This window comes from Actinomycetes bacterium (assembly GCA_022599915.1).
GTDB lineage: Bacteria > Actinomycetota > Actinomycetes > S36-B12.
This window is the reverse complement of the sequence record JAHZLH010000068.1, coordinates 24,662-38,315: the sequence shown is the minus strand read 5'-3', so window position 1 is coordinate 38,315 and position 13,654 is coordinate 24,662. Positions and strand designations below refer to the sequence as shown.

11 protein-coding genes are annotated in these 13,654 nt (G+C 59.9%); 9 read left to right on the top strand and 2 right to left on the bottom strand.

The features are described 5' to 3' along the window. Window positions 1-57 precede the first annotated feature (57 nt). The 5 genes from K0U62_11155 to K0U62_11135 all read left to right on the top strand — a co-directional run bounded on the left by K0U62_11155 (window position 58) and on the right by K0U62_11135 (window position 5,514). Complete coding sequence (locus K0U62_11155; protein ID MCH9802070.1) at window positions 58-486, top strand: pyridoxamine 5'-phosphate oxidase family protein; 429 nt, start codon at window positions 58-60, stop codon at window positions 484-486. Next, window positions 483-1,757, top strand: a complete 1,275-nt coding sequence (gene purD / locus K0U62_11150; GenBank protein ID MCH9802069.1) for a phosphoribosylamine--glycine ligase — start codon at window positions 483-485, stop codon at window positions 1,755-1,757. Before K0U62_11155 ends, purD begins: the two co-directional genes overlap by 4 nt. A 108-nt stretch (window positions 1,758-1,865) precedes the next feature. Then, a complete protein-coding gene (gene purB, locus K0U62_11145; protein ID MCH9802068.1) occupies window positions 1,866-3,284 on the top strand; it encodes an adenylosuccinate lyase in 1,419 nt (472 codons plus the stop codon). A 176-nt stretch (window positions 3,285-3,460) separates the two neighbouring features. Further along, a complete protein-coding gene (locus K0U62_11140) occupies window positions 3,461-4,561 on the top strand; it encodes a phosphoribosylaminoimidazolesuccinocarboxamide synthase (protein ID MCH9802067.1) in 1,101 nt (366 codons plus the stop codon). A 101-nt stretch (window positions 4,562-4,662) separates the two neighbouring features. Next, window positions 4,663-5,514 (top strand): pentapeptide repeat-containing protein, encoded by an 852-nt coding sequence (locus K0U62_11135; protein MCH9802066.1) that lies wholly within the window; start codon window positions 4,663-4,665, stop codon window positions 5,512-5,514. A 49-nt stretch (window positions 5,515-5,563) separates the two neighbouring features. Here K0U62_11135 and K0U62_11130 read toward each other — a convergent pair whose 3' ends face one another. Continuing rightward, a complete protein-coding gene (locus K0U62_11130; protein MCH9802065.1) occupies window positions 5,564-7,189 on the bottom strand; it encodes an AAA family ATPase in 1,626 nt (541 codons plus the stop codon). A gap of 521 nt (window positions 7,190-7,710) precedes the next feature. Here K0U62_11130 and K0U62_11125 point away from each other — a divergent pair. The 4 genes from K0U62_11125 (at window position 7,711) to purL (ending at window position 12,169) form a co-directional block, all read left to right on the top strand. After that, entirely contained in the window at window positions 7,711-8,832 is a 1,122-nt protein-coding gene (locus K0U62_11125; protein ID MCH9802064.1) for a calcium/sodium antiporter, read from the top strand. A 99-nt stretch (window positions 8,833-8,931) separates the two neighbouring features. Then, window positions 8,932-9,183 carry a phosphoribosylformylglycinamidine synthase subunit PurS gene (purS, locus tag K0U62_11120; GenBank protein MCH9802063.1) on the top strand — a complete coding sequence of 84 codons (252 nt, stop codon included), beginning with the start codon at window positions 8,932-8,934 and terminating at the stop codon, window positions 9,181-9,183. After that, entirely contained in the window at window positions 9,180-9,872 is a 693-nt protein-coding gene (gene purQ / locus K0U62_11115) for a phosphoribosylformylglycinamidine synthase subunit PurQ (GenBank protein MCH9802062.1), read from the top strand. The genes purS and purQ overlap by 4 nt, the downstream gene beginning before the upstream one ends. After that, window positions 9,869-12,169 (top strand): phosphoribosylformylglycinamidine synthase subunit PurL, encoded by a 2,301-nt coding sequence (purL, locus tag K0U62_11110; protein ID MCH9802061.1) that lies wholly within the window; start codon window positions 9,869-9,871, stop codon window positions 12,167-12,169. Before purQ ends, purL begins: the two co-directional genes overlap by 4 nt. A 149-nt stretch (window positions 12,170-12,318) precedes the next feature. Here purL and K0U62_11105 read toward each other — a convergent pair whose 3' ends face one another. Continuing rightward, on the bottom strand, window positions 12,319-13,407 hold the full coding sequence (locus K0U62_11105) for a hypothetical protein (GenBank protein MCH9802060.1): 1,089 nt from the start codon (window positions 13,405-13,407) through the stop codon (window positions 12,319-12,321). Window positions 13,408-13,654: the final 247 nt, after the last annotated feature.

The window sequence follows — 13,654 nt, the reverse complement described above, 5'->3', positions numbered from 1 at the left end:
GCGGCGCAACATCGGGGGGCGAGTGAGCCCCCGTACTAGGTCTGGGAGGATCGAACTATGGAGATTGACCCCCGCAATGGAATCCAAATTTTGGACGAATCGTCCTGCTGGGAAATGCTCGCCCGGGAAGCCCACGGCCGGCTCGCAGTAGCACCAGCCGGACTTCCGGACATCTTCCCCGTGAACCACCTCCACCACGACAATCGGTTGCTGTTTCGAACCGCTGAGGGTTCCAAGCTGGTCTCAGTTGCGGTGAATTCCAAGGTCGCCTACGAGGTAGATGGCTACCTCCCCGAAACCGGTGAAGCGTGGAGTGTTGTGGTGCAGGGAACGGCGCGCATCGTGGAATCCGACGAAGAGTCGGCGATGTTAGAAGAGTTGCCACTGACCCCGTGGAACGCTGGTCCCAAGAACAACTTCGTCGAAATAGTCCCAGAGCGGGTGAGCGGTCGTAGGTTTCGGCTTGGACTGGGACCAGACGCGTGAAGGTTCTGGTCGTTGGGTCCGGCGCCCGAGAACACGCGTTGGTAAGCAAATTACTCAGCGATCCCGGTGTTGAGCAGGTAGTTGCGGCGCCAGGCAATGCTGGCATCGCTGCGGTCGCTCCCGTGCTGCCGGTTGACGTCGCTGACCCGGTAGCAGTAGCTGATCTGGCAGCGCACGGTGAGTTCGATCTCGTCGTGATCGGTCCGGAACTGCCGTTGGTCAATGGTGCTGCGGACGAAATCCGGAGCCGGGGGTTGTTGTGTTTCGGCCCGAGTGCCGCTGCCGCGCAACTGGAGGGCAGCAAGGCCTTCGCGAAAGAAATCATGGCTGCTGCTGGCGTTCCCACCGCGGCGAGTGTGACCTGCACCGATGAGGATCAGGTTGTAGCCGCGCTGGACTGTTTCGGCGCTCCTTACGTGGTGAAGGATGACGGTTTGGCCGGTGGCAAGGGTGTCGTGGTGACCGACGATCGTGCTGCTGCGCTGCGGCACGCCCAAGAATGTCTCAGCAAGGGCAGCAGTCTTGTGGTGGAAGAGTTTCTCGACGGACCCGAGGTATCACTCTTCGTCATCACCGACGGTGCCGATGCAGTGCCACTGCTCCCCGCGCAAGACCACAAGCGGGTGGGGGATGACGATGCCGGACCGAACACTGGCGGTATGGGCAGCTACACCCCACTCCCGTGGGCGCCCCCCGATTTGGTTGAGCAGATCATGACTCAGGTGGCACGACCCACGATCACAGAGATGGCCCGCCGCGGAACTCCATTCGCGGGTGTCTTGTACTGCGGGCTGGCGCTGACTAGCCGCGGTTTGAAAGTGGTCGAGTTCAACGCTCGCTTCGGCGATCCCGAGATCCAAGCGGTGCTACGACTGCTGGATAGTCCGCTATTTCCGCTGCTGCGTTCCGCAGCTGCAGGAAGTCTGGGCCAGCAACCGGATCCGGTCTGGTCCGATGGGGCAGCGGTGTGTGTCGTGGTAGCGGCGAAGGGCTACCCGGTTTCGGTCCAGACTGGTGATTCGATCACAGGTATCCCCGAGGCTGAGCAAGTCACCGAAGTAGCAGTGGTGCATGCGGGGACTGCGACCGGTGAAAGTGGGTTGGTCACCAGTGGCGGTCGAGTACTCAGTGTCACCGCACGAGGCGCAGATCTCGCAGAGGCTGCTGATCGGGCCTACCAGGGCATCGATCGAATCGAGATCCGTGGCTCGCATCACCGTAGCGATATCGCCCGGGCGGCTCGGCTCGGCGCAATCGTGTTGCCCGGCTGAGGGACGGATCAGGATCGCGACGAAGACCAATGACCCGGTTCGATCGAGTAGCGGGATACTGCTAGCGCAAAGCGGTAGTTGAGAGAGGATGATAGAAGCGTGAGTTCTTTGGACATCGGAAATGTTTTGGCCTCGCGCTACGCCTCAGACCCGATGGCCGACATCTGGTCGCCGGAGCACAAGATCGTGTTGGAGCGGCAGTTGTGGCTAGCGGTGCTGGCGGCACAAGCCGATCTTGGCGTGGACATCCCCCAAGGCGTAGCTGCTGACTACGAGAAGCAGTTGAACGTCGTTGACCTCGCCGCAATTGCTCGCCGTGAACTGGTAACCAAACACGATGTGAAGGCCCGGATCGAGGAGTTCAACTCACTCGCTGGACACGAACACATTCATAAGGGGATGACCAGTCGCGATCTGACCGAGAACGTCGAGCAGATGCAGGTCCGAGATTCGCTGGTGGTGATCCGGGACAAAATGGTGGCTGCGTTGGCGATGTTGGCCGATCTTGCGGTGCAGCACAGTGAGGTGCCGATGGCCGGCCGTTCCCACAACGTCGCGGCCCAGATGACCACCCTAGGCAAACGATTCGCGTCAGCCGCCGAAGAGCTCCTGGTCGCCTACGAGCGGGTGGAGAGACTGATTGGTCAGTTGCCGTTGCGGGGCATCAAAGGGCCGATGGGGACCGCCCAGGACATGCTGGATCTGCTGGGTGGCGATACCAACAAGTTGTCCGAGTTAGAGGAGCGCGTCGCCGCTCATCTGGGGTTCCAGCGAGTGCTCGCTTCCGTCGGTCAGGTGTATCCGCGATCGCTGGATGCGGAAGTGCTGGGCGCGCTCACCCAAGTAGCGGCCGGTCCGGCCTCGCTTGCCACCACGATTCGATTGATGGCAGGACAGGAACTCGCCACCGAGGGGTTCCAGCCGGGGCAAGTTGGATCCTCGGCGATGCCCCACAAGATGAATGCTCGATCCTGCGAACGCGTCGGCGGGTTCATGGTGCTACTGCGGGGCTACGCGACCATGGCCAATGACTTGGCTGGGGCGCAGTGGAACGAAGGGGACGTGTCCTGCTCGGTGGTCCGCCGGGTGATGCTGCCGGATGCCTTCTTTGCAGCGGACGGCATGTTTGAAACTTTCCTGACAATCCTGCGCGACTTCGGTGCCTATCCGGCGGTGATTGCAACCGAACGCGACCGCTACCTGCCCTTCCTCGCTACTACGAAGGTACTGATGGCTGCCGTTCGTAACGGTGTTGGTCGCGAAGAGGCGCACGAGGCGATCAAACGGAACGCAGTTGCGGTCGCGCTAGCGATGCGCGAATCCGGTGCTGACAATGACTTGATCGAGCGGCTGGCGTCAGATGATCGACTAGGGCTTTCGACTGAGCAGATCGAGACCGTACTAGCTGATCCGATGACGTTCACTGGAGACGCGTCGAGCCAGGTACGCACCGTGGCAGATCGGATTGCCGCAATCGTTGCCGAGCACCCGCGGGCCGCCAACTACCAACCAGGAGAAATTCTGTGAGCGAGCAGGAGCAACTGCCCACGATCAAAGTCGCGGCTCTTGGCGGCGCTGTCGGTCCGGAGCTCAAGGAGCAAATTCTTAGTGGCGATCGGGTGGCGATTTTCGTCGCGGACCAGAGCCGGGCTTGGCTCCCGGGGGAGAAGTTTCGCCTAGTTGACGAAAGCGACGCGACCATAATGGTGGCTGAGGTAGTGGATGCGGCGAGTACCACGATAGTGACCGCCACCTGGGCGCAGGCGGAAGCAGAAGGGTCAACAGTCGTTTCGCTAGCGGAATGGCAATCGGCAGCATCAGCTCGGGCTGAGGAAGTGACAGGTGACGTTGAGCCGATAGCGCCACTCACCTGGTTACGCTTTAGGGTGATAACGCCGTGGCTGCCGCTGCCGCCTAGACCTACTGCCGGTGACCTAGATCTACCGGAGGGCTATCGGCACGCCTATTCCGGAAAAGTAAGAGATCTGTTTGCCACCCCTGACCACAATCTGCTGGTCGTGGCCAGCGACCGGATTTCCGCTTACGACTGGGTGTTGCCAACACCGATCCCGGATAAGGGCGCCATTCTGACCCAAATGAGTCTGTGGTGGTTCGACCAGCTGAGCGATATCGTTCCTAACCACGTGATCTCAACGGAAGTTCCCCACCGGGTTCGAGGTCGAGCCGTGGTGTGCGAGACGTTGCAGATCTATCCAGTGGAATGCGTTGTGCGTGGCTACTTGGCTGGCTCCGGTCTGGCGGACTACAACGAATCGGGCAAGGTGTGTGGCGTGCCGTTGCCGGGGGGCTTGGTCGAAGGCGATGCATTGACGGAACCGATCTTCACGCCAGCCACCAAGGCTGACATCGGCAACCATGATGAAAACATTTCCCTTGAACAGATGAAGGAAGTTGTCGGTCGGCAGACGGCAACCCAGTTGCGGGAGTTGTCGCTGCGGGTCTACTCCCGGGCAGAGGAGGTCGCCCGCGACCGGGGCATTATTGTCGCCGATACCAAGTTCGAGTTTGGACATCGCGCTGACGGCAGCGGCGCGATCCTGGCTGATGAGGTGCTGACCCCAGATTCCTCCCGATTCTGGCCATTGGACACCTGGCAACCGGGCCGCAGCCAGCCATCCTTCGATAAACAGTTCGCTCGGGATTGGCTGAAGTCTTCGGAATCCGGTTGGTCACCGAGCAGCGATGAACCGCCGCCGCCACTTCCCGATCAGATCGTTGAGCAGACTGCTGCGAGGTATCGAGAGGCCTACCGACAACTCGTCGGTTCAGATTTTTCTGGCTAGCGGCTGCTCGGGAGTCCGATTACCTGAGTGATTCATCCAGGATGGCCGGAATATCCGATTTAGCCTGACTCACATGACTCAGCAGAGGTAGCGTCATCTTCATGAAGAGTTCCCCGATACCTGCGCTGAAGCCCTCATCCATTGCGCTCGCAGTCGTAGCCTTGCTGGTGGCAGCGCTGCTGCCGGGTTTGAATCACGGGGACGCTTCAGCCGGTCACGACCCTGGGCTGCCCTGCAACTTCGCGCCGGGAGCCGACTGTGACAAGGCGGATCTGACGGATATCACTCTCAACGGAGTGGATCTGCGGGGGATCTCACTCAAAGGTGCCTTGCTGTACCGCTGCTCACTCACCGATGTTGACCTCAGCGGAGCGGATCTGGAAGGGGTGGAGATCTTCCAATGCCCAATGACCAGGGTCAAACTCGATGGCGCCAACCTCAAGGATGCGCACTTCATCCGATCTGACTTCAAGCAGGTCAGCGCGAAGAGCGCGAACTTCAGCAAGTCAGAGGTCTACCAATCCGTTCTCGCCGACAGTTCGCTCAAGGGAGCGTCCTTTCACAAGGCGTTAGTCAAACAGGCGACTTTGCGCGACGTGGACTTGCGGGACGCGGATCTTCGAAAGATGGTGACATTGCAAGTCGATCTCCTCCGCACGAACCTCTCCAAGTCCAACATGAACAAGTCGAACTATGAACAATCCACGATGAAGAAGAATGTAAAGCTGCGGAAAGCATCTATGCGCGGGGTGACGTTTGTCGAAAGCAACCTCAAGAAGGTAGATCTTGCTGGTTCTGACTTGACCGGAGCGTTCTTTTGGCGGGTGGATACAACCGGAAGTCGAATCAGCAATTCCAATTTCGAAGCGGCTCAGTGCACGTCGGTTGTTCTCCCAGACGGTAGTGAAGTCAACCGCAAAATCTACCGCGGCCCGTGCACGCCGACCCCCTAGTTAGACAACAGGCTGCTGCTAACCCGCTGCCGCATTGAGCCATTGCGCGCTAGTCTGCTTGCTGCTGAGCGGGAAGCAGAGCCACCGACTGGTTGGCCGCTTCGATCACATCCAGAATCTCGGAACCGATCAACTCGTGACGGTCTAGGAGCGCATCTCGCAACGCCTCCACCACGTGTTTGTTCTCCCGCATCAGGCTGGCGGCGCTTTCTTTGAGTGAAGTCAGCAGTTCCTCTAATTCTTGCCGGGATTCCTTGTCTGCCAGCACCCGACCGACAAGGTTCGTGTTGGAGGATTGGGACCCGGAAACTGCTTGCAGGCTGATCAAAGAGTTACCCATCCCGCAGGAGCCAATCATTTGACTGCCCACTGTGGTGGCGTAGGTGAGATCACTGCTCGGGCCAGTGGAGACTTCGCCGAAAAAGATTTCCTCGGCAATCTGGCCGCCAAACGCGATCTGGATCATCGCGGTCATCTCTGACTGCGAACGAGTGAATACGTCCTCGGAATCGCCGTGTGCCAGCATGCCGAGGGCATCCTTGCGCTTGATGATGCTCAAGATATCCAGCCGCCGATAGGGCGCGACCAAATAAGCGATGGTGGCATGCCCGGCTTCATGGGTGGCAATCAGCCGCCGCTCATGGTCGGTGTAGGCGACCGGTTGACCCATGCCTACCTCTTCGGTGAGCCTGGCTTGTTCCACATCTCGGCGATCGAGGGCATTGGCCCCACGGCGCAGTGCGTTGACCAGCGCCTCATCGAACAGGTGCTCCAGCATGGCCGGGGTGTAGCCCTGTGTGACCGCACCAATTGCTGCCCGCACCTGTGGGGCGTCCAGTTCGGCGTCGTGGCGGCAGCGATCGAGCGCATGGTCAATCAGTAGTAGCCGGCCCGCCAGTGCAGGTGGCTCAAATGCGATCCGTCGATCAAAGCGACCCGGTCGCAGCAGCGCCGGATCGAGATTGTCGGCACGGTTGGTGGCCGCGATGAGCAGAATATTGGCGCGGTCGACCTTCGGGCGAGATAACTGGTGTCCGGCAGGCAAGAACAGGTTGGCTTTGTCAATCAGCCAGGATTGAAAGTTTTGCCAGCCGACCGGCTCATCAAAGGACTGCATCTGGATGAGCAGTTCGTTGACAACACCACCGACTCCTTCTGACACAGCTTTGTGGACAACTGACTTGTCTTGCTGCTCGGGGAGGGCTGAGCTGTTAAGCCCAGATCGTGCCATTGCAATCGCATCAATTTCCTCGATGAAGCCGATGGCCCCACCTTCAGATCTGGCGACCTTGCGCAGTGACTTGAAGTAGGAACGGATCTTGCGACTGGTTGCGCCGTAGTACATAGATTGGAAACTGGTGGCACTGACGAACAGGAACGGAACCCCGGCATCTCGCGCGATGGCCTTGGCGATGTAGGTCTTCCCGGTTCCGGGCGGACCCTCGAACAATAGACCGCGACGCGGGGTGCCGCCCATCTCGCGAGCAAAGGTTTTGTGGGCCAGGAACAGATCGACCGATCGGTTGATGTCTTCTTTGATCGGCTCAATGCCAACGACATCGTCCAAGCCAATTTCGAGTTGCTCGGGTCGGTAGAGCACGTGGGGTGATCTGCCTGCACCTAAAGTCATGGCAAACAGGAAGATCAACATGAAGAGGAAGAAGACCCCCATCATCAAGTAGATCGGATCAATCTGCGGCAGGCTGAGGCCCGTCAGCGTAAACGGCTCACCAACGCTAATGCGCCAGTACAACAGCGCCGCCGGAATCACCAGAATCAAGGCAAGTTTGCGTAAGCGATCTAGCCGTTTGGATTCACGTGTCTCCGCGACGTCACTCACGTCCCGCAAGATCGACTGATCAGGTTGTTCGTTGGTTTCTGAGGTGTTCACCAGTCTGTCCTCCGCCGGTACTGGTTTGTGGTGAGCGGTTGCCCGCCACGAGTTGAACGCCACTTGGGAGAGCGACGGACCGCTCAGTAGTCGTTAGTCGCGGAATGATCCGGGATGGATGCACCATTTCTCCCTAGCGCCGTTGTCGAAATATCGACGTGTTCATCTTCTCCCTCGAAATCTGGTGGGGGTAAAGGCTAAACAATCAATCTTGAGGCTCTCTTGAGATTAGTTACTCCGAATGGGTCACAACTGATCTCTGCGCCCGCCGACACGCGAGCCCAACTGACCATTAGCCTGAGATCATGAGCCCCGAGGCGCTCGCCGGGATCGTCGGCGGCTTAGTTCTTCTCGTTCTCGGCGGTGAGGTGCTGGTCCGCGGCGCGGGCAACATCGCCACAGCGGCAGGTCTTTCCCCTTTGGTCGTGGGACTAACGGTGGTGTCGAGCGCGACCTCGGCACCGGAGTTCGCTGTGACCATGGATGCGGTGCTCGCTGATCTACCTGGCCTGGCAGTCGGGGATCTCGTCGGGAGCAATATTGCCAATGTCCTGTTGGTGCTCGGAACAACTGCTGCGTTGGCAACTGTGGTGGTGGACCGCCAGTTGTTGCGGTTCGACGTCCCGATCCTGATCGGTATTTCCGTGCTGGCCACCTTCTTCGCATTCGGTGGCGCAGTGCAACGGTGGCAGGGTGGTGTCCTTTTCCTAGCCTTGCTGATCTACCTGGTGGCTGCATTTAGGACTCGTGAACGCGTGCCAAGTGAGCCTGCCGAGTTGACGCTAGGGCCAGTCGATGTGAGCCGCTGGCCCCAATCTCGGGTGGTGGCAGCCAGCGTGGTGCTGGTCGGGTTTGGTGTAGGTCTGTTGGTCATCGGGGCGGGTGTACTCGTCGCAGGAGCGGAATCCATAGCGGTGTCACTCGGCATCAGTGATGTCGTTATCGGGATCACCGTGGTTGCAGTTGGGACTTCGCTGCCGGAACTGGCCACCAGTGTGGCGGCAGTCCGGCGCGGCAAGACCGACCTCGCCGTGGGCAATGTGGTGGGCTCCTGCATCTTCAACTTGGGTGGTGTTTTGGGGTTGGCTGCGATATTGGTCCCCGGCGGCATCCCCGTCGCGCCCGGAGCGGCCTACTTCGACTTCTTCGTCATGACCGGGGTGGCGTTGCTGCTGTTGCCGGTCGCCTACGTTCGAAGCCGAATCTCTCGGATCGAGGGGGCGTTGTTCCTGATCAGCTATCTGGTTTACATGCTGTTTTTGCTGCTGCGCACCCAGGAGCACGACGCCTTGCAGCCGTTCAGCTATCTCGTGGTTTTAGTCCTAGTTCCGGTCATCGTCATTGTCTTGGTCATTCAGGTGGTGGCGGAGTGGCGGTACCGGGCTCGCCACCCCGATCGGGCGGTGGTCACCACTGAGCACGACTGATGCCACTGCGCAGGCCACGCCTGCGCGGCGGCGGCAGTCGGCACAGTTACGCTGGTACTGGTTCGCAACCGCGGACCTCACCGTGACCCTGGAGTGGTTGTGACTCGCGTCGTTGTTGATGTCATGTTGAAGCCGGAGATTCTCGACCCGGAAGGTCGGGCGATCCAAGCGGCCCTGGCGAGATTGGGTCTGGAGGGAGTGGCCGATGTCCGGCAGGGCAAACGGTTCGAGATAACTCTCGACGGTCCCGTGGAAGCGGAACGAGCTGCGGCGGTAGACCGGTTGGCTGCCGAGTTACTGGCTAACCCGGTGATTGAGGACTACACACTGCGCCTGGAGAACGAGCAGTGACCGCTTCCGTCGGAGTCATCACCTTTCCCGGTTCGCTGGATGATCTGGACTCCCGTCGAGCTCTTGATGCTGCTGGACTTTCTGCCCAGCCGGTGTGGCACGCCTCCGATTCGTTGGATGGCGTCGACGCCGTGCTGGTGCCAGGTGGATTCTCCTATGGCGACTACCTGCGGTGCGGTGCGATCGCCCGTTTCGCTCCGATCATGTCTGAAGTCATTGCGGCCGCTGGACAAGGAATGCCCGTACTGGGCATCTGCAACGGATTCCAAATCTTGTGTGAATCACATCTGCTGCCGGGAGCGCTCACGCGCAACGAGTCGTTGCACTATGTCTGCCGAGATCAGTGGCTGCGGGTGGACAACAGTCGCACCGCATGGACCAACTCCTACGATGAGTCGCAGGAAATCCTCATCCCGATTAAGCACGGCGAAGGCCGCTACGTTGCCGACGACGCTACGTTGGATCAACTCGAAACGGATGGTCGGGTGGTGGTGCGCTACATCGGTGGCAACCCCAACGGCTCTTTCCGCGACATCGCCGGCATCTGCAATGAAAGCGGCAACGTGGTCGGTTTGATGCCTCATCCGGAACACGCGATCGACCCGCTGACTGGCGCACCGGGAACGGATGGCCGCGGGTTCTTTGAATCAGTACTTAACAGTCTGGTCGGAAGTGGAGGGTTGCGATGAGTTTGGATACCGTCTCAGCGGCCACTACCGGGACCGACATGGAGCAGCCGTTCGCCGAACTCGGTTTGAAGGCGGATGAGTATCAGCGCATCCGGGAAATCCTCGGGCGCCGACCGACCTCCAGTGAGTTGGCCATGTACTCGGTGATGTGGAGCGAGCACTGCTCCTACAAATCCAGCAAGGTTCACCTGCGGCAGTTTGGCGAGAAAGCGCCGAAGAGCGATGCGCTGCTGGTCGGTATTGGTGAGAACGCTGGCGTGGTGGACATCGGCGATGGCTGGGCCGTCACTTTCAAAGTGGAAAGCCACAACCATCCCTCCTACGTGGAGCCCCACCAGGGAGCAGCCACCGGCGTCGGCGGCATTGTCCGCGACATCATCTCCATGGGTGCCCGACCGCTGGCAGTGATGGATCCACTCCGGTTCGGTGACCCTAAGGAGCTGGACACCCACCGTGTTGTCCACGGGGTGGTCGCCGGCATCGGTGGATACGGCAATTGCCTGGGACTGCCCAATATCGGCGGTGAAGTGGTCTTCGACCCCTGCTACCAGGGAAATCCGCTGGTCAACGCTTTGTGTGTTGGGGCGATGAAGCACGAGGACATTCATCTAGCTAGCGCCAAAGGCCTAGGCAACCTCGTGGTGCTCTACGGTGCTCGCACCGGTGGTGACGGCATCGGTGGCGTGTCGGTGTTGGCCAGTGAGACCTTCGAGGCGGACGGACCCGCAAAACGACCGAGTGTTCAGGTCGGCGACCCGTTCATGGAGAAATTGCTGATCGAGTGCACGCTGGAGGTGCTGCACGCCGGTCTAGTTGAGGGCATCCAGGACCTGGGTGGTGCTGGCATTTCGTGTGCGACTAGTGAACTAGCCAGTAATGGCGACGGTGGCATGCACGTATGGCTGGATCGGGTGCCATTGCGCGATCAGACGCTCAGCCCCGAAGAAATCCTGATGAGTGAATCCCAGGAGCGGATGTGCGCGGTAGTCACGCCAGAGCACATCGAAGACTTCCTAGCGATCTGTGGGAAATGGGATGTCGAGGCCACCGTGATCGGAGAGGTCACCGACAGCGGTCGACTCACCGTCGATTGGCACGGTGAGCAGATCGTGGACGTTCCGCCGCGCAGCGTTGCCCACGACGGCCCGGTCTACGAACGCCCCATGCAACGCCCGGACTACCTCGATCAACTGCAGGCCGCCGGACCCCAAGACCTGACTAGGCCCAGCACCGCGGCCGATATCGGTAGCACGCTGCTGCAATTGTTGGGTTCCGCGAACCTGGCAGATAAGTCCTGGGTCACCGACCAGTACGACCGGTACGTCCGGGGTAACACGGTGCTGGCACAGCCAGAGGATTCCGGCATGATCCGTATCGACGAGAACACCGGCCGTGGTGTGGCGATCTCCACCGACTGCAACGGTCGGTTCGCCAAACTAGACCCTTACGTTGGCGCCCAACTGGCTCTGGCTGAGTCCTATCGCAACGTCGCAGTCACCGGTGCGGTACCGCTGGCGGTGACTAACTGTCTGAACTTCGGCTCACCGGAAGACTCAGGCGTGATGTGGCAGTTCGCCGAGGCCGCTCGTGGGCTTGCGGACGGCTGCTTGCAGTTGGGGACCCCAGTGACGGGCGGCAACGTATCGTTCTATAACTCCACCGGCGATGTCGCGATTCATCCGACCCCGGTGGTGGGGGTTCTCGGTGTCATCGACGATGTCGAGCGTCGCACCCCGCAGGCCTGGCAAGCCGATGGCGAAGTGATCTACCTACTGGGTGACACTCGGGATGAGTTCGGTGGCTCGGAGTGGGCGCACGTTGTGCACGGTCAGCTTGGTGGTACCCCGCCGGCGGTTGATCTGGAACGGGAGCAACTCCTAGCTGAGGTGCTGGTGGCGGGTAGTCGGGACGGCATGATCAGCGCCGCCCACGATGTTTCCGATGGCGGTGTTGCGGTGGCGTTGGCCGAGATGGCGCTGCTGGCAGACGTGGGTGCTCGAGTGTGGATCCCAGATGACATCGACCCGTTCGTGCAGCTGTTCAGTGAGTCCGCCGGTCGAGCCGTCGTGGTACTACCCCGCAGCGAGGAACAGCGCTTCACCAGCATGTGCGCTGCTCGTCGATTGCCAGCGGTACGGATCGGAGCGGTGGATAGTGGGCTGGGCGCTGATCACGGCCACGCCGATCAGCAGGTTCTCGCCGTAGACCGAGTCTACGGCGAGACCGTGGTTTTGCCGCTGGATATCTTACGAGCCGTCCACAGCGAGGTGCTGCCGGAACTCTTCGCTTACGAGTGAGCACGGCGATCCGCACGCACCACTTGGCAGCGGGATAAAGTCGCCCAGCGAGTCCGTTGGGGTGCCACCGTTACTGGGTAGCCGGGTCACTGGCGAGGCGGGAATGGGAACCGAGGACCCCTTGGAACAGTGATCGTTGCTGCTCGGGCCTACTTGGACCGAGACCTAGCACTCTTGAGCAGTTTCCGGTAGCGCCGCTCTGTCGAACTGGTCTCAGATTCAGAAGACTTGGCGGACCGCTTGCCTAGACCGAAGTCCAGGGCCGCTTTGCTTGCGATGAGTGCGTAGGGGAATGGGACTGAACTTGGTTCTGGAAGTGAATCGACAGTCGGGCGAGTCGGTACAGCCAGTTGATCGACGTCTCCGATGAGAGTGGCAGCTGAGGCGCGTAGATCAGCTGCGAAGCTTGCGGCCACCGGCCGGATGCCATCTGCAGCCCACGTGGGTATCGGAATTGATTCGCGGATTTGTTCTGATTGCGCGAGTCTTCGGCGAAGGAGTTTGGAGAGCTTGCGTTGCTTATCCCTGGTGGGTAGCCCTGATTCTAGAACCACTTGTCGCAGGAGCTCTGCTGCGTCGTACGACAAGGATTGATTCGATTCCCGGGGCTTTCCGTCGACTCCTAGCGTTGTTTGCTCTAGACCCAGCAACCGTTCAGTCACTCGAGGAAGGATATCGGGAGACCTCTTGTCGACCATGACGAAGACAAGGTTCTCTTCACCTGCTGCGGCCCCCCAATTTTGCAGGATTTTGGCGAGATCCTGTTTCTCCCAAAAGACAGCGTTCGAGCGCTGCTCGTCCGCAATAATCTCACGGAGCCAATCTTGGTACGACAGCTTTAGGCTCCTGCACATCTTGATCCGCTGCTGCCAGGTAGACGGCAGTAGATCGGACATGGAGCGCATGGAAACCATGACCGTCACCGGCCGGTCTAGCCGACTGACGAGCCGCTCTGCCTGTTCTGCAGTTGCCGCGCAGATCGATTCGTTGCTAATGACTACCCGGCCAGTGTGACCCGAAATCTCTTGTTCGAGTTCCTGCCAGGCCTGCTCTCGCGCAGGTTTGCCGTCCATCAGACTGTAGTTCTTGTACCAGGTGTCTGGTGTCTTCACCAAGATGTTGGACCGCTGCAACTGCCCAAGTGAACCCAACAGATCTCGTTGAAGACTGGTAGTTCCGGTCTTCATCACACCAATGTGCAGCAAGACACCCGACTCGGGGATGGCTCCCAGTTCCACGAGTAGAGAGTACTACAGCGGGATTCGACTTGAATCTGGGTCGCAGGTGCCGGTTAGTGTGAAGTGCGTTGACCGGGTGGGGGCGGCTTCGCTACCTACGGGTTTGCTGATCGTCGTGGCAGCCGGGCCCCCAGTTGCAGATTTCTGGGGGCGAGGAGTGGCTAGGTAGGACGCCAAATGCCACTCGCATACTACGATTGTCGCGATTGATGTTTCATTGTCGGGTGATCGTCGATTGGCGTGAAGA